Source organism: Mycolicibacter minnesotensis (assembly GCF_010731755.1).
Classification (GTDB): domain Bacteria; phylum Actinomycetota; class Actinomycetes; order Mycobacteriales; family Mycobacteriaceae; genus Mycobacterium; species Mycobacterium minnesotense.
On sequence record NZ_AP022589.1, the window covers coordinates 541,365 to 556,571 of the forward strand.

General features: G+C 66.5%; 16 protein-coding genes. All 16 read left to right on the plus strand.

Features of this window, described 5'->3' with window-relative positions; genetic code table 11:
* The first annotated feature begins 17 nt into the window (after positions 1–17).
* Positions 18–818, plus strand: a complete 801-nt coding sequence (gene hisN, locus G6N09_RS02745) for a histidinol-phosphatase (protein WP_083027788.1) — start codon at positions 18–20, stop codon at positions 816–818.
* A gap of 135 nt (positions 819–953) precedes the next feature.
* Positions 954–2,369, plus strand: a complete 1,416-nt coding sequence (locus G6N09_RS02750; RefSeq protein WP_083027789.1) for an acyl-CoA dehydrogenase family protein — start codon at positions 954–956, stop codon at positions 2,367–2,369.
* Between the two features lie 49 nt (positions 2,370–2,418).
* Positions 2,419–3,627, plus strand: a complete 1,209-nt coding sequence (locus G6N09_RS02755; RefSeq protein WP_083027790.1) for an acyl-CoA dehydrogenase family protein — start codon at positions 2,419–2,421, stop codon at positions 3,625–3,627.
* A gap of 158 nt (positions 3,628–3,785) precedes the next feature.
* A complete protein-coding gene (locus G6N09_RS02760; RefSeq protein ID WP_083027791.1) occupies positions 3,786–4,880 on the plus strand; it encodes a homogentisate 1,2-dioxygenase in 1,095 nt (364 codons plus the stop codon).
* Positions 4,877–6,061, plus strand: coding sequence for an alpha/beta hydrolase family protein (locus G6N09_RS02765; protein ID WP_083027792.1), 1,185 nt, complete (start codon positions 4,877–4,879; stop codon positions 6,059–6,061). Before G6N09_RS02760 ends, G6N09_RS02765 begins: the two co-directional genes overlap by 4 nt.
* On the plus strand, positions 6,058–7,263 hold the full coding sequence (locus tag G6N09_RS02770) for a CaiB/BaiF CoA transferase family protein (protein ID WP_083027793.1): 1,206 nt from the start codon (positions 6,058–6,060) through the stop codon (positions 7,261–7,263). The genes G6N09_RS02765 and G6N09_RS02770 overlap by 4 nt, the downstream gene beginning before the upstream one ends.
* The gene (locus G6N09_RS02775; RefSeq protein WP_083027794.1) at positions 7,260–8,165 is read left to right on the plus strand and encodes a hydroxymethylglutaryl-CoA lyase; all 906 of its coding nucleotides are present in this window, start codon (positions 7,260–7,262) and stop codon (positions 8,163–8,165) included. Before G6N09_RS02770 ends, G6N09_RS02775 begins: the two co-directional genes overlap by 4 nt.
* An 8-nt stretch (positions 8,166–8,173) precedes the next feature.
* Positions 8,174–8,788, plus strand: a complete 615-nt coding sequence (locus G6N09_RS02780) for a TetR/AcrR family transcriptional regulator (protein WP_083027795.1) — start codon at positions 8,174–8,176, stop codon at positions 8,786–8,788.
* 25 nt (positions 8,789–8,813) lie between these two features.
* Positions 8,814–10,055, plus strand: a complete 1,242-nt coding sequence (locus G6N09_RS02785; protein ID WP_083027796.1) for an acyl-CoA dehydrogenase family protein — start codon at positions 8,814–8,816, stop codon at positions 10,053–10,055.
* Positions 10,052–11,029: a phosphotransferase family protein gene (locus G6N09_RS19780; RefSeq protein WP_109559026.1), complete on the plus strand. Its 978-nt coding sequence runs from the start codon at positions 10,052–10,054 to the stop codon at positions 11,027–11,029. Before G6N09_RS02785 ends, G6N09_RS19780 begins: the two co-directional genes overlap by 4 nt.
* A complete protein-coding gene (locus G6N09_RS19785) occupies positions 11,026–11,376 on the plus strand; it encodes a DUF6285 domain-containing protein (protein ID WP_109559027.1) in 351 nt (116 codons plus the stop codon). The genes G6N09_RS19780 and G6N09_RS19785 overlap by 4 nt, the downstream gene beginning before the upstream one ends.
* Before the next feature lie 86 nt (positions 11,377–11,462).
* Positions 11,463–11,867 (plus strand): Rv3143 family two-component system response regulator, encoded by a 405-nt coding sequence (locus tag G6N09_RS02795; protein ID WP_083027797.1) that lies wholly within the window; start codon positions 11,463–11,465, stop codon positions 11,865–11,867.
* Positions 11,868–12,198: 331 nt separating this feature from the next.
* The gene (locus tag G6N09_RS02800) at positions 12,199–12,576 is read left to right on the plus strand and encodes an NADH-quinone oxidoreductase subunit A (protein ID WP_083027798.1); all 378 of its coding nucleotides are present in this window, start codon (positions 12,199–12,201) and stop codon (positions 12,574–12,576) included.
* 23 nt (positions 12,577–12,599) lie between these two features.
* Positions 12,600–13,154 (plus strand): NuoB/complex I 20 kDa subunit family protein, encoded by a 555-nt coding sequence (locus tag G6N09_RS02805; protein WP_083027799.1) that lies wholly within the window; start codon positions 12,600–12,602, stop codon positions 13,152–13,154.
* Entirely contained in the window at positions 13,151–13,846 is a 696-nt protein-coding gene (locus G6N09_RS02810) for an NADH-quinone oxidoreductase subunit C (protein WP_083027800.1), read from the plus strand. Before G6N09_RS02805 ends, G6N09_RS02810 begins: the two co-directional genes overlap by 4 nt.
* Positions 13,846–15,159, plus strand: coding sequence for an NADH-quinone oxidoreductase subunit D (locus tag G6N09_RS02815; protein ID WP_083027801.1), 1,314 nt, complete (start codon positions 13,846–13,848; stop codon positions 15,157–15,159). The genes G6N09_RS02810 and G6N09_RS02815 overlap by 1 nt, the downstream gene beginning before the upstream one ends.
* Positions 15,160–15,207 lie beyond the last annotated feature (48 nt).

Below are 15,207 nucleotides of genomic sequence, written 5' to 3' on the forward strand. Positions count from 1 at the left end.
ATGGTAGGACTTTCGCCATGGCGCAGATCAACGACAATCTCGATGACGACCTCTCCCTCGCCCTGGCCTTGGCCGACCGGGCGGACGAAATCAGCCTGGCGCGGTTCGGTGCACTGGACCTGCGGGTCGACACCAAGCCCGACCTCACCCCGGTGACCGATGCCGACCAGGCCGTCGAAACCGCGCTGCGTGAGGTGCTGGCAGCCGAGCGTCCGCAGGACCAGATTCTGGGCGAGGAGTTCGGTGGCACTGCCGCTTTCAGCGGGCGTCAATGGATCATCGACCCGATCGATGGCACCAAGAATTTCGTGCGCGGGGTGCCGGTGTGGGCCACGCTGATCTCCCTGCTGCACGACGGTGTGCCGATCCTCGGGGTGATCAGCGCCCCGGCGCTGCACCGGCGCTGGTGGGCGACGAGCGGTCAGGGCGCGTTCGGGTCGGTCGCCGGGGCACCGGCGCGACGACTGTCGGTGTCGGCGGTGACCGATCTGGATTCGTCGAGCCTGACGTTCGCCGGGCTGAACTACTGGGAGGCCCGCGGCCTGCGGGAGCAGTTCCTGAATCTGACCGCGTCGGTCTGGCGGGCCCGGTCCTACGGCGATTTCTGGGCCTACTGCCTGGTCGCCGAGGGTGCGGTGGACGCGGCGATCGAGCCGGCGGTGTCGGTCTGGGACCTGGCTGCCGTCGACATCGTGGTGCGCGAGGCCGGTGGAGTGTTCACCGACCTGTCCGGCAATCCGGGGCCGCATGGCAACTGCGCCGTCGCCGCCAACCCCGCCCTACACCGGCAGGTCATGGCGGCGCTGACCGCGGACTGAACTGCCAGTCCGCGGGGGCGGTGCGGGGCTATGTCTGACGTCGACGCCTGAGGACTACGTCACACCTTACTTACGAGTCATCTTACTTCGGAGTAAGGTGTCCTCATCGATACTTCCCTCGAGTGAGGCTCTGACATGACTGATATCGCCCCCGCCACCAACGGCTCAAAGGTCCGGCTGAACAGCCGCGCCAGCGGCGTCGGGTCGGTTCCGCACAAGCGCACCCCGATGGCGGCAGCCCTGTCGCTGGTCATGCCACTAGCCAGGCGGGACTTTCTGGACCGCTACCGCCTTCGCGAGCCACTGAACCGGGGGCTCAACCATGGCGTGAAGACGGTGTTTTCGGCCGCCGGAGCCTCGACCCGCCAATTCAAGAAGGTCCAGGGCCTGGGCAAGGCACCGGCTCGGCTCAGCGCCCCCAGCGAAGGCGGTGCAGGCGCCAAAGGCGCTGATTACTTCGACCTAACCCCCGATGACGATCAGCAGATGATCATCGACACTGTCGAGGAGTTCGCGGCCGAGCTGCTGCGGCCGGCGGCCCACGACGCCGACGAGGCCCTCGACTACCCGCGCGAGCTGCTCGGCAAAGCAGCCGAATTGGGCATCACGGCGATCAACATCCCCGAGGAGTTCGACGGGATCGCCGCCCACCGCTCGGCGGTCACCAACGTGCTGGTGGCCGAGGCGCTGGCCTACGGCGACATGGGCCTGGCGCTGCCGATCCTGGCCCCCGGCGGGGTGGCTTCGGCGTTGACCCACTGGGGCAGCGCCGACCAGCAGGCCACCTACCTGCCGGAGTTCGCCGGGGAGAAGGTTCCGCAGGCCTGTGTCGCGATCGTCGAGCCGCATGCGCTGTTCGATCCGACCAACCTCAAGACCACCGCGGTGCGCACCCCCAGCGGCTACCGGCTCGACGGCGTGAAGTCCTTGGTTCCAGCTGCCGCTGACGCCGAACTGTTCATCGTGGCCGCCCAGCTCAACGGCAAGCCCGCGCTGTTCATCGTCGAATCCTCGGCGCCCGGCCTGACCGTCAAGGCCGACCCCAGCATGGGTCTTCGCGCCGCCGCACTGGGCCAGATCGAGCTGAACAAGGTGTCGGTGCCCCTCACCGCCCGCCTCGGCGAGGAGGGAGCCGAGGACTCCGACTACTCGCAGGCCATCGCGCTGTCCCGGCTGGGCTGGGCCGCGCTGGCTGTGGGCACCAGCCACGCAGTGTTGGACCACGTGATGCCCTACATCAAGGAGCGCGAGGCGTTCGGCGAGCCGATCGCCAACCGCCAGTCGGTGGCGTTCATGTGCGCCAATATCGCCATCGAGCTCGACGGGCTGCGCCTGCTGACCTGGCGCGGTGCGTCACGGTGCGAGCAGGGTCTGCCGTTCATCAGAGAAGCCGCGCTGGCCAAGCGGATCGCCACCGACAAGGGCATGCAGATCGGCCTGGACGGGGTGCAGCTGCTCGGCGGCCACGGCTACACCAAGGAGCATCCGGTGGAGCGCTGGTACCGGGATCTTCGGGCGCTCGGCATCGCCGAGGGCGTTCTGGTCATCTGAGCCCTCCCCAGCCACCCAACCCATCTGCTGCGAAAACGAAAGTCTGATCATGGCAATCAATCTGGAACTGCCCCGCAAAATGCGCGAAGTCATCGAGATGTCCCACGCCGGCGCGGCGGAGATATTGCGCCCCATTTCGCGCAAATACGATGCGCGCGAACACGCCTATCCGGTCGAGCTGGACACTCTTGAGTCGCTGTTCGACGGCGTCTCTGGAACCGGCGACAACGCGATGGCCGGCGCCGAGGCATTCCGCGCTTCCGGGGAGCAGACCGGGAACCGCAACGCGTCCAACATGGCGGCGATGCTGCAGGTACTCGAGATGAGTTGGGGCGACGTCGCATTGATGTTGTCGGTGCCCTATCAGGGCCTCGGCAATGCGGCCATCTCCGGTGTCGCCACCGACGAGCAGCTCGCGCGTCTGGGCAAGGTGTGGGCCGCCATGGCGATCACCGAACCGAGCTTCGGCTCGGACTCCGCGGCGGTCAGCACGACGGCCACCCTCGACGGCGACGAGTATGTGATCAACGGCGAGAAGATCTTCGTCACCGCCGGATCGCGCTGCACCCACATCGTGGTGTGGGCGACGCTGGACAAGGCCCTGGGACGGGCGGCGATCAAGTCCTTCATCGTGCCGCGTGAGCATCCCGGCGTGACGGTCGAACGCCTGGAGCACAAGCTGGGCATCAAGGCCTCCGACACCGCGGTGATCCGCTTCGACAACGCCCGCATCCCCAAGGACAACCTGCTGGGCAGCCCGGAGATCAACACCGAGAAGAGCTTCTCGGGGGTCATGGAAACCTTCGACAACACCCGGCCGATCGTGGCTGCGATGGCGGTCGGGGTCGCGCGCGCCGCGCTGGAGGAGCTGCGCAAGCTGCTCACCGCGGCGGGCATCGAGATCTGCTACGACAAGCCGGCGCACGCCCAGAGCGCACCGGCCGCGGAGTTCCTGCGTATGGAAGCCGACTGGGAGTCGGCGAACCTGCTGACGCTGCGCTCGGCATGGCAGGCCGACAACCGCATCCCCAACTCCAAAGAGGCGTCGATGGGCAAGGCCAAGGCCGGCCGGGTCGCCACCGACATCACCCTCAAGGCCGTCGAGATGGCCGGCACTCTGGGCTACTCCGAGCAGACTCTGTTGGAGAAGTGGAGCCGCGACTCGAAGATCCTCGACATCTTCGAAGGCACCCAACAGATCCAGCTGCTGGTGGTGGCCCGCCGACTGCTGGGCCTGACGTCGGCCCAGCTGAAGTAGCCGGCCACTCCCGGTCAGCAGGCTCAAGAATCGCACCCGCGGGCTCCCCGCGCGGTGCGATTCTTGCGTTGGGACACGCGTGTGGCACCCCTTGCCTCGATCGAAAACAAAAAGTAATGTTGCTTTTACTTTTGACGCCGATCCCTGGGGAGTCGCTGATGGAATCCTTCGTCCACCTGCGCAAAGGCACCACACCGCGCCGCATCCACGCTGACCTCGACGGCCTCAAAGACGACGAGCTGGGCCGCGGCGGCTTCACCGGGCGCACCGCGAACATGTACCGACGCCACGACCCCACCGCCTACCGCGCCGAAGGCCCGCTGCGGCCGGTCGACGTCCTGGCCGGGCTCCTGGCGCCGACCGACGCCGTCGACCCCGCGGGCGACCCGCTGCTGTTGTTCAGCAACGCCGACTGCCGCATCTGGCTGTCCCGCCGCTCCGCAGAGATGCCGCACTACGTCCGCTACGTCGACGGCGACCTGCTCTGCTTCGTTCACACCGGGTCCGGAAAGCTGGAGACCGAATTCGGCCCACTGGACTACCGCGCCGGCGACTGGCTCTACCTGCCCAAGGCGACCACGTGGCGTCAGCTCCCCGCAGCCGAGTCCACCTGGTTGATCATCGAAGCGACCGAAGAATTCCGGGTGCCCCCGGCGGGGCCGCTTGGCCGGCACTTCCCGTTCGACCCCTCTCTGGTGGTCATTCCCGAACCCGTCGCCATCGACGACGACGGCCGCGACCAGTACGAAGTTCGGCTCATTCACGACGGCGGACCGACAACGCTGTACTACCAACACAATCCGATGGACGTCGAGGGCTGGCGCGGCGACAACTTCGCGTTCTCGTTCAACATCGCCGACTACAACGTGGTGACGTCGGAGAGCGTGCACCTGCCGCCGACAGTGCACCTGTTCATGCAGGCCACCGGCGTATACGTGATGAATTTCCTGCCCAAGCCCGCCGAAACCGTGCCAGGCACCGAACGCACGCCCTGGTATCACCGCAACGTCGACTTCGACGAGATCGCGTTCTTCCACGGCGGATCGCTCTACGGGATTCCCATGCCCCCGGGCCTGATCAGCCACGCACCCCAGGGCGTGCACCACGGCGCACCGGAGAAAGCCCGCGAGCGCTCGCGACGTAAGTTCGACGATTACGAGCGGGTCGACTGGGAGGTCATCGCCATCGACACCCGGCACCGCCTCATCGCCTCACCGGAAGTTCTCGCCGCCGACCTAGGACAACACGCATGAGCGCCAAACACGACTACGACCGCATCCCCTACCTGATTGCCTACCAGAACAATTCGGGTGTCCGCGACGTCTACGGCGGGGTCGCCGAGCTGGTTGTGTTGGAAAGCTACCTGCTGCGCCCGACGTCCGCCCCCAGCGACACCGTGCTGGTGTTCATGCACCCGATCGGCGGCGGCGCCTACCTGCCGATGGTCAATGCCCTGGCCCGGGCCGGGCACCACGTCATCTACTGCAACAGCCGATTCCGTGGCACCGACTCCGCGCTGCTGATGGAGAAGGTGGTCGAAGACCTCGGCGAGTGCATCAAGGACGCCAAGAACCGCCTGGGCTATCGCAAAGTGGTGCTGGCCGGCTGGAGCGGCGGCGGTTCGCTGTCCCTGTTCTACCAACAGCAGGCGCAGCACCCGACGGTGACGGCCAGCCCCTCCGGCGATGGCCCTGACCTCACGAAACTGAACCTGATCCCGGCCGACGGCGTGATGTTGCTCGCCGCCCACATCAGCCGCCACGGCACGTTGACCGAATGGCTGGACGCCTCGATCCTCGACGAGTCCGACCCGACTAAGCGTGACCCGGAGCTGGACCTCTACAACCCTGACAACCCCAACCAGCCGCCCTACAGCGCGGAGTTCCTCGACCGGTACCGGGCCGCCCAGATCGCGCGGAACCGCAAGATCACCGCCTGGGTCAAGGCCAAGCTGGCCGAGTTCAAGGATTCCGGGCTGACCGATCAGGAGTTCGGCTTCGTCGTCCACGGCACCATGGCCGACCCGCGCTGGCTGGACCCGACAGTCGACCCCAACGACCGCACCCCCGGCAGCTGCTACCTGGGCGAGCCCGCGGTGGTGAATATGAGCCCGGTCGGGTTGGCCCGGTTCTGCACCCTGCGCAGCTGGCTGTCGCAGTGGAGCTACGACGACGCCCACGGCGACGGACTGGTCTGCGGAGCAGATGTCGCGGTGCCCACCCTGGTGATCGGCAACACCGCCGACGACGCCTGCACACCCAGCCACACCCGCCGTCTGTTCGAGGCGATCGGCACCGGCGACAAGGCGATGCATGAAATCCCCGGCGCCAACCACTATTACGCCGGGACCGATCAGCGCGACGCGCTGCGACAGGCCGTGACGATCGTCAGTGATTGGCTGGCCCAGCATGATTTCGTAGGCTCGTCGGAATGAACACCACTGGTGCGCTGGACGGCATCCGCGTTCTGGAGCTAGGCACGCTGATCTCCGGACCGTTCGCGGGGCGACTGCTCGGCGATATGGGTGCCGAAGTCATCAAGATCGAACTGCCCGGTAGACCCGACCCGCTGCGCACCTGGGGCCAGGCCGAACTGGACGGCCACCACTTCTTCTGGACCGTGCACGCCCGCAACAAGAAGGCCGTCACCCTCGACCTGCGTACCGCTCAAGGCCGCGCCCTGTTCCTCGAACTCGTCGAGAAATCCGACATCGTCGTGGAGAACTTCCGTCCCGGCACTCTGGAGCGCTGGGGGTTGGGTTTCGATGTGCTGCATCAGCACAACAAGGGCCTCATCCTGGTCCGGGTCTCGGGCTACGGCCAAACAGGGCCAGACGCCCACAAGGCCGGCTATGCCTCGGTGGCCGAAGCCGCCAGCGGGCTGCGGCATATGAACGGCTTTCCGGGCGGGCCGCCGCCGCGGCTGGCACTGTCCCTCGGCGACAGCCTCGCGGGCATGTTCGCCGCCCAGGGTGCACTCGCCGCCCTGTATCGCCGCACAGTCACCGGCGTGGGGCAGGTGGTCGATGTCGCGCTGACCGAATCCTGCTTGGCCATCCAGGAATCGACCATCCCCGACTATGACGTCGGCGGCGTGGTCCGCGGGCCCTCGGGCACCCGGCTGGAAGGCATTGCCCCATCGAACATCTACCAGTCCGCCGACGGCAGCTGGGTGGTGATCGCCGCCAATCAGGACAGCGTGTTCGCCCGGCTGTGCCAGGCCATGGGTCGACCCGAGCTGACGACCGACCCGCGCTTCGCCGATCACGGCGCGCGCGGCCGCAATCAGGACGAGCTCGACGCGATCATCGGCCAATGGGCGGCCCAGCGTGCACCCGATGCCATCATCGCGACCCTGAGCGAAGCTGGGGTGATCTCCGGGCCCATCAACACCGTCGCTGAGGTGGTCAAAGACCCGCAACTGTGGGCGCGCGGCATGCTCGCCGAGCACTGGGACGAAGGCGCCGAACGCACCGTGCTGGGACCCGGTGTCATGCCGGTGCTCTCGGAGAGCCCCGGCACCATCCGCAACGCCGGATCGGCCCGGCCGGGCCAACACAACGACGAGGTCTACGCCGACCTGCTCGGCAAGACCAGCGCGGAGTTGGACGCCCTACGCAGGGAGGGAGTGCTGTGAGCACGCTGCCTAGCCGCGTCGCGATCCGCGAGGTCGCGCTGCGTGACGGCCTGCAGATCGAAGCGCCGATCCCGTTGAGCGCCAAACTCGAACTGTTGGCCGCCATTGCCGCCACCGGCGTTCGCGAGGTCGAGGTCACCTCGTTCGTCTCCCCGACCAAGGTCCCCGCTCTCGCCGATGCCGCCGAGTTGGCCGCCGAACTGTGGCGCTACCCCGATCTGGAGTTCTCCGCGCTGGTCGCAAGCCCCGGGGGTGCGGTCCGGGCGGTGACAGCCGGATTCAAGTCCATCGAGTACGTAGTGTGCGCCTCGGATGCCTTCAGCACCGCCAACGTGGGGCGCCCGACCGCACAGGCCGTCGCGGCCATCACCGATATCGCCGGTATCGCCCACGATGCCGGCGCATCGGTGGAGGTCATCATCGCCACCGCATGGGACTGCCCGTTCGAGGGCCCCACAGACCCCGCACGCGTCACCGAAATAGCCTCCTCAGCAAGCGCTTTGGGGGTCGACAGGCTGGCCATCGCCGACACTATCGGTACCGCCACACCGCGGCGGGTCACCGATCTGATCGCTGCGGTACAGCCGATCATCGGCGGCATCCCGCTGGGAGCACACTTTCACAACACTCGCGGAGCCGGTTTGGCCTGCGCCTACGCGGCAGTGCAGGCGGGAATCACCCGGCTCGACTCCTCGGCCGGCGGCCTGGGCGGCTGCCCGTTCGCTCCCGGTGCCACCGGAAACATCGCCACCGAGGACTTGGTGTACCTGTTGGGCGACTGCGGCATCGATACCGGAATCGATCTGGATGCCGCCATCGCCGCCGCCGGCGTGGCCAGCACTGTCGTCGGCCACGGGCTGCCGAGCGCACTGCTGGCCGCCGGAGACCGGAAGCGGGACTGAGCGCCTCGATGTCTACCCAGCGGGAGCTCAGCTCGAAGGGCCGCGTGACGCGCGGCGCCATCGAGCAGGCCGCCCGAGAGCTGTTTGCCGAACGCGGTTTTCATGGCACCACACTGGCCGACATCACGTCGGCGGCCGGCAAATCCACCGCGGTGCTGTACCGCTACTTTCACGACAAGGAAGACCTGCTGGCCGCGTTGGCAGAGTCGTTTCTGACCCAGGTGGTGGAGCCGTCGGGTCTCAAGATGCGACTGCCGGAGTCCCCGGAAGACACCGAGTTCTTCGCGTCGGTGGCGAGCGCCTACTGGTCCATGTTCAAGCCGAATATCGGCGTCATGATCGCAGTCGCGCAGCTGGCGGCCACCAGCGAGCGGTTCGCCGCCCTGCAGAACGAGTTCCGCCGGTTCGGCATGGAGATCGTCGCCGCCTCGGTGCGGCACGCCCAAGAGCAGGGCTACGGTGTCGACCTGAACCCCGACCACATCGCGGCCGCCATTGCACTGCTGTTCGAAAACTTCACCGTTGTGTTCGTCGGGCCCTCGGGGCCGGGCTGGCAGATCAGTGACAGTGACGCGGTCGCGACACTGGCGACGATCTGGAGAAAGACCCTGTACGGCCGTTGACCGCTGAGAACTGTTAGGAGCCGCCATGGATTTCACACTTCCGGACCACCTTCCCGGCCTGCTTGCCGAGATGGACGAGTTCATCGAGCGCGAGATCGCTCCGCTGCAGGCCGAGCACATGCAGTATTTCGACCACCGACGCGAGTTCGCCCGCACCGATGTGGAGAACGACGGCACACCTCGGCGCGAGTGGGAGGAGCTACTCGATGAGATGCGCCGCCGCGCCGACGCCGCCGGCTGGCTGCGATACGGATTGCCGGCTTCCCTGGGTGGCCGCGACGGCACCAACGTCGACATGGCGGTGATCCGGGAACACCTGGCGCACAAGGGCTTGGGTCTGCACAACGACCTGCAGGATGAGTCGTCGATCGTCGGGAACTTCCCCCAGGTGATCATGATGGAGCGGTTCGGCACCGACGAACAGCGCCGCGAGTTCTCCCAAGCCATGATCACCGGTGAGCGTTCGATGGCCTTCGGCCTGACCGAACCGGACCACGGTTCGGACGCCACCTGGTTGGAGACTCGCGCTGAGCTCGACGGCGATACCTGGGTGATCAACGGCGCCAAGCGGTTCAACACCGGCGTTCATCGGGCCACCCATGACCTGGTGTTCGCCCGCACCTCCGGCGAGGCCGGTTCGGCACGCGGCATCACCGCCTTCCTGGTTCCCACCGACACACCGGGATTCAGCGTTCCGTTCTACTGGTGGACCTTCAATATGCCTACCGACCATGGCGAGGTCGAACTGCGTAATGTCCGGGTGCCCGCCACCGCGGTGCTCGGTGAGGTCGACGGCGGCCTTGAGGTGGCACAGACATTCCTGCACGAGAATCGGATCCGCCAGGCAGCCTCCAGCCTGGGCGCAGCCCAGTACTGCATCGACCGGGCCGCAGAGTACGCCCGGCAACGCATCGTGTTCGGCAAGCCGCTGTCGGTCAATCAGGCGGTGCAGTGGCCACTTGCCGAACTGCAGACCGAAGCCCAGATGGTGCGCCTACTGGTGAACTATGCGGCCTGGCACCTGGACCGCGACCACCACCTGGAGGTCTCCGACAAGGTGTCGATGGCCAACTACCGTGCTAACCGACTGGTGTGCGAGGCCGCCGACCGCGCCATCCAGATTCACGGCGGCATCGGCTACACCCGCCACGAACAGTTCGAGCACATCTACCGGCACCACCGCCGCTACCGGATCACCGAGGGCGCCGAGGAGATCCAGATCCGCAGGATCGCACAGCGCCTATTCGGGTTCGACCGCCGGCGATGACCGCCCAGCAGCTGGCAGACCGGCTGGCCGACGTGCTGGCACCGGTCTTGGGCCCCGTGGCGGTCGAGGATCTCCGCGCCTTGACTGGCGGGGCCAGTCGTGTGACCTGGGCGTTCGATGCCGTGATCGGCTCCGAGGCGCGCCGCTCGTTGATTCTGCGGACCGGCCCGCTCGAGGAGCTCTATGCCAGCATGGAGCTCGAGGCCCACGCGCAACGCGTCGCGGGCAAGTCCGGCGCTCCGGTACCGAACGTGCTGATCGCCGATAACTCCCCTGCGGCACTGGGGAATCCGTATCTGATCTGCGATCTGATCGAGGGCGAGACGGTGGTGCGCCGCATCGAGCGCCAGCTCGATGATGCCGGGCGCGCGCGCCTGTTGAGCCAGTGCGCCCAGGCGCTGGGCGCCATCCATCGAGCCGACCCCGGTACCGGCACGCTCAGCGCCGACGACCAGCTGTCCGCATGTCGGGCCCAGCTCGATGCCCTGCCCGACACAACCGCCCCCTTCGAGTGGGCCCTGCGCAAGCTGGCCGCGAACCGGCCAGCGCCCGCACCCATCCAGCTGGTGCACGGCGACTTCCGGATGGGCAACCTCATGGTCTCCGGCGCCGGCGACCTGGCCGCCGTACTGGACTGGGAGCTGGTACACCTCGGCGACGGTGTCGAGGACCTCGCCTGGTTCTGCCTGCGCGCCTGGCGGTTCGGTGCGCCGCCAGAACGCGCCGCCGGCGGACTCGGCGATGTCGATTCACTCTTGACCGCCTATGCGCAGGCCACCGGCATCCAGGTAGACCCCGGCCGCTTCGACTGGTGGTTGCTGTTGGGCACGCTGCGGTGGGGCATCATCTGCCGCTACCAGGCGCAGCGTCACCTCAGCGGCCAAACCCGCTCGGTCGAACTGGCCACCATCGGCCGGCGGGTATCCGAAACCGAGTGGGACCTGCTGAGACTGCTCGACGGGGTCCGGCCGTGAGCGCCGGAGAGCGCCGGCCCACCGCTGCCGAACTCGTCGCGGCGGTGACCGAGTTTCTGGACACGGCGCTGGTGAACCGTGCCGGCGACGCTGCCACCGACGGCCAGGTCCGCTTCCACGCCCGGGTGGCCGCCAACGCGCTGCGTATCGTCGAGCGAGAGCTCAACGACACCACCAGCACCGTGGTCCTGGACGCGCTGACCGGTCTGGGCTTCACCGACGAAGCGCAGCTGGCTGCTGCGATCCGAGCCGGTGACTTCGATGACCGACCCGAAGCGCTCACCGCCTGCCTGTACACGCTGGTGAGGCATCGACTCGACATCGACCATCCGGGATATGCCCAATAGCCCGTAGAGTGACTGCGCGACAACCACTTCGACAGTGCTACCCAAAACCCGATGTATGGGGGGGTGCGCGCAGTAGCATCTGCATCGTGTCCGACTCCACCGCTGCGCTGCGAATCCTTGTCTACAGTGACGACGCCGCGACCCGCGCCCAGGTGATCGCCGCGCTGGGCAAGCGGCTGCACCCGGACCTACCGGAACTGAGCTATGTCGAGGTCGCAACCGAACCGGTGGTGATCCGTCAGATGGACGCCGGTGGGATCGACCTGGCCATCCTGGATGGCGAGGCCACTCCGGCGGGCGGGATGGGCATCTGCAAACAGCTCAAGGACGAGATCACCCCCTGCCCTCCGATCCTGGTGCTGACCGGCCGCGCCGACGACGCGTGGCTCGCCAAGTGGTCGCACGCCGACGCCGCGGTCTCCCACCCGTTGGACCCGATGGCATTGAGCCACGCCGTCCTCGGCCTGCTCCGCACACCGACGCCACGTTAGCGCGGCAGTCCCAGCTTCCCCTCTCCTACGTCGAGCCTCGCTGAACTGCCCAACCCACACGGCAGTCCCAGCTTCCCCTCTCCTACGTCGAGCCTCGCTGAACTGCCCAACCCACACGGCAGTCCCAGCTTCCCCTCTCCTACGTCGAGCCTCGCTGAACTGCCGGGGTTAGGGCAGCCTCAGCTGCGAATTCCCCTGTCCCCGTTACCGCTACAGGTGATGCCCGTCACAGTTGTCGGCAATTTCGAATTCTTCCCAACCGCCTGGTTGCCTCGGGCTAGGCTGTGCCTGAAGTCACATCGGCGCCCGGAAGGGAACTACGTCACTGAGCATGAACCTGTACCTGCCGATCCTGGTCCTCGCCGCGCTCGCCGCCGGTTTCGCCGTATTCTCCGTGGTCGCCACCACGCTGGTGGGTCCGTCCCGCTACAACCGGTCGAAACTGGAGGCCTACGAGTGTGGCATCGAGCCCACTGACCAGCCGGTCAGCGGGCCACACGCCCCGTCCGGACAGCGCTTCCCGGTGAAGTACTACCTGACCGCGATGCTGTTCATCGTCTTCGACATCGAGATCGTTTTTCTCTACCCCTGGGCCGTTGCTTTCGACGGACTCGGGGTGTTCGCGCTCATCGAAATGGTGTTGTTCGCCGTCATCGTGTTCGTCGCCTACGCCTACGTCTGGCGACGCGGCGGTCTGAACTGGGATTGATTGGGATTAGGCGGGCTTAGGAAATGGGATTAGAAGAGCAACTCCCCAGCGGTCTCCTGCTGTCCACCGTGGAAGACTTAGCCGGGTACTTCCGCACCGGCTCGCTGTGGCCGGCAACTTTCGGCTTGGCCTGCTGCGCCATCGAGATGATGTCGACGATGGCACCCGACTACGACCTGTCCCGGTTCGGCATGGAGGTATTCCGGGCCTCCCCACGCCAGGCCGACCTGATGATCGTGGCGGGCCGGGTCAGCCAGAAGATGGCACCGGTACTGCGCCAGATCTACGACCAGATGGTGGAACCCAAATGGGTTCTGTCCATGGGCGTCTGCGCGTCGTCGGGGGGCATGTTCAACAACTACGCGATCGTGCAAGGGGTTGACCATATCGTCCCGGTCGACATCTACCTCCCCGGGTGTCCCCCCAGGCCGGAGATGCTGATGTACGCAATCCTGAAGCTGCACGAGAAAATTCGTTCGATGCCCCTGGGCGTCAACCGGGAGCAGGCGATCACCGCGACCGAGCAGGCCGCCCTTTCAGCACCGTCGACCTGGGAGCTGAAGGGGTTGCTGCGGTGAACGAGACAGACGATGCGGGCGCAGGTGCGTCCGACGACGTGATCAAGGTCCGCCACGGACTGTTTGGCGCCACGGGAACCGGCGACACGTCCGGCTACGGGCGTCTGGTGACCGAGGCCGCCCTTCCCGGCGAGACCCCGCGGCCCTACGGCGGCTATTTCGACGAACTTGTCGACACCCTTGCCGAGGCCATGCAGCGCACCGGCATCGTATTCACCGACGCCGTAGAGAAAGTCGTGGTGTACCGCGACGAGCTGACCCTCTACATCCACCGCGCTGCGCTACCCAAGGTGGCCCAATTGCTGCGCGATGAGCCGGCGCTGCGTTTCGAGCTCAGCCTGGGAGTCTCCGGCGTGCACTACCCCGCCGACACCGACCGCGAATTGCATGCGGTCTACCCGCTGCGATCCATCACCCACAACCGCCGTGTCCGGTTGGAAGTCGCTGCACCCGATGCGGATCCGCACATTCCCTCGCTGTTCGCGGTGTACCCGACCACCGACTGGCACGAGCGAGAGACCTACGACTTCTTCGGGATCATCTTCGACGGACATCCGTCGCTGACCCGGATCGAGATGCCCGACGACTGGCACGGCCACCCGCAGCGCAAGGACTACCCACTGGGTGGCATCCCGGTGGAATACAAGGGCGCGCAGATTCCGCCGCCAGACCAGCGGAGGGCGTACAAGTAATGAGCACCGACACGCCGCGCACCGTTCTCAATGTCGGTGGGCAGGAATGGGATCAGGTGGTGGAGGCCGCCAAGGCGGCCGACCCCGGCGAGCGCATCGTCGTCAACATGGGCCCCCAGCACCCGTCGACGCACGGCGTGCTGCGACTGATCCTGGAACTCGAGGGCGAGACGGTGACCGAAGCCCGTTGCGGCATCGGGTATCTGCACACCGGTATCGAGAAGAATCTGGAAAGCCGCTACTGGACTCAAGGCGTCACCTTTGTGACCCGGATGGACTACCTGTCGCCGTTCTTCAACGAGACCGCCTACTGCCTGGGCGTGGAGAAGCTGCTCGGGATCACCGAGGACATTCCCGAACGCGCCAGCGTCATTCGGGTTCTGATGATGGAACTCAACCGGATGTCCTCGCACCTGGTCGCGCTTGCGACCGGCGGCATGGAGCTCGGTGCGCTCACGGTGATGCTGTTCGGTTTCCGGGAACGTGAGCTGGTGCTCGACATCTTCGAGGCGATCACCGGCCTACGGATGAACCATCAGTACATTCGGCCCGGCGGGGTGTCGGTGGATCTGCCCGATGAGGCGGTCCCGATGATTCGCGACTTTCTCAAGCTGATGCCCAAGCGGCTCAAGGACATCGAGGACCTGCTGACCGAGAACTACATCTGGAAGGCCCGCACCCGAGGGGTCGGCTACCTGGATCTGACCGGCTGCATGGCGCTGGGCATCACCGGTCCGGTGCTGCGCTCGACAGGCCTGCCCTATGACGTGCGACGCGCCGAACCGTACTGCGGGTACCAGGACTACGAGTTCGAGGTGATCACCGATGACGGCTGTGATGCCTACGGCCGCTACCTGATCCGCATCGCAGAGATCAAGGAGTCCCTGAAAATCGTCGAACAGTGTGTGGAGAAGCTAGCCAAGCTGCAGGGAGAGCCGGTCATGGTCTCCGATCGCAAGATCGCGTGGCCGGCCGATCTGACCATCGGCCCCGACGGGCAGGGCAACTCGCGCGAGCACATCGGCTGGATCATGGGCCACTCGATGGAGGGACTGATCCACCACTTCAAACGGGTCACCGAGGACCTCTGGGTTCCGCCGGGGCAGGTGTTCGTCTCGGTCGAGTCGCCCCGCGGCGAACTGGGGGTGCACATGGTCAGTGACGGCGGCACCCGCCCCTACCGGGTGCACTACCGGGACCCGTCATTCACCAACCTGCAGGCGGTGGCCGCCATGAGTGAAGGCGGGCTGATCGCCGACGTCATCGCCGCGGTCGCCAGCATCGACCCGGTCATGGGCGGAGTGGACCGATGAGCGCAGCAGGCGGCGAGATCGACAAGGTCGGCGTGAACAAGACCGGAC

Bases quoted from the DNA above. Each gene is read 5' to 3' on its own strand.
- hisN (WP_083027788.1), top strand. From the start codon at position 18: ATGGCGCAGATCAACGACAATCTCGATGACGACCTCTCCCTCGCCCTG.
- G6N09_RS02750 (WP_083027789.1), top strand. From the start codon at position 954: ATGACTGATATCGCCCCCGCCACCAACGGCTCAAAGGTCCGGCTGAAC.
- G6N09_RS02755 (WP_083027790.1), top strand. From the start codon at position 2,419: ATGGCAATCAATCTGGAACTGCCCCGCAAAATGCGCGAAGTCATCGAG.
- G6N09_RS02760 (WP_083027791.1), top strand. From the start codon at position 3,786: ATGGAATCCTTCGTCCACCTGCGCAAAGGCACCACACCGCGCCGCATC.
- G6N09_RS02765 (WP_083027792.1), top strand. From the start codon at position 4,877: ATGAGCGCCAAACACGACTACGACCGCATCCCCTACCTGATTGCCTAC.
- G6N09_RS02770 (WP_083027793.1), top strand. From the start codon at position 6,058: ATGAACACCACTGGTGCGCTGGACGGCATCCGCGTTCTGGAGCTAGGC.
- G6N09_RS02780 (WP_083027795.1), top strand. From the start codon at position 8,174: ATGTCTACCCAGCGGGAGCTCAGCTCGAAGGGCCGCGTGACGCGCGGC.
- G6N09_RS02785 (WP_083027796.1), top strand. From the start codon at position 8,814: ATGGATTTCACACTTCCGGACCACCTTCCCGGCCTGCTTGCCGAGATG.
- G6N09_RS19780 (WP_109559026.1), top strand. From the start codon at position 10,052: ATGACCGCCCAGCAGCTGGCAGACCGGCTGGCCGACGTGCTGGCACCG.
- G6N09_RS02800 (WP_083027798.1), top strand. From the start codon at position 12,199: ATGAACCTGTACCTGCCGATCCTGGTCCTCGCCGCGCTCGCCGCCGGT.
- G6N09_RS02805 (WP_083027799.1), top strand. From the start codon at position 12,600: ATGGGATTAGAAGAGCAACTCCCCAGCGGTCTCCTGCTGTCCACCGTG.
- G6N09_RS02815 (WP_083027801.1), top strand. From the start codon at position 13,846: ATGAGCACCGACACGCCGCGCACCGTTCTCAATGTCGGTGGGCAGGAA.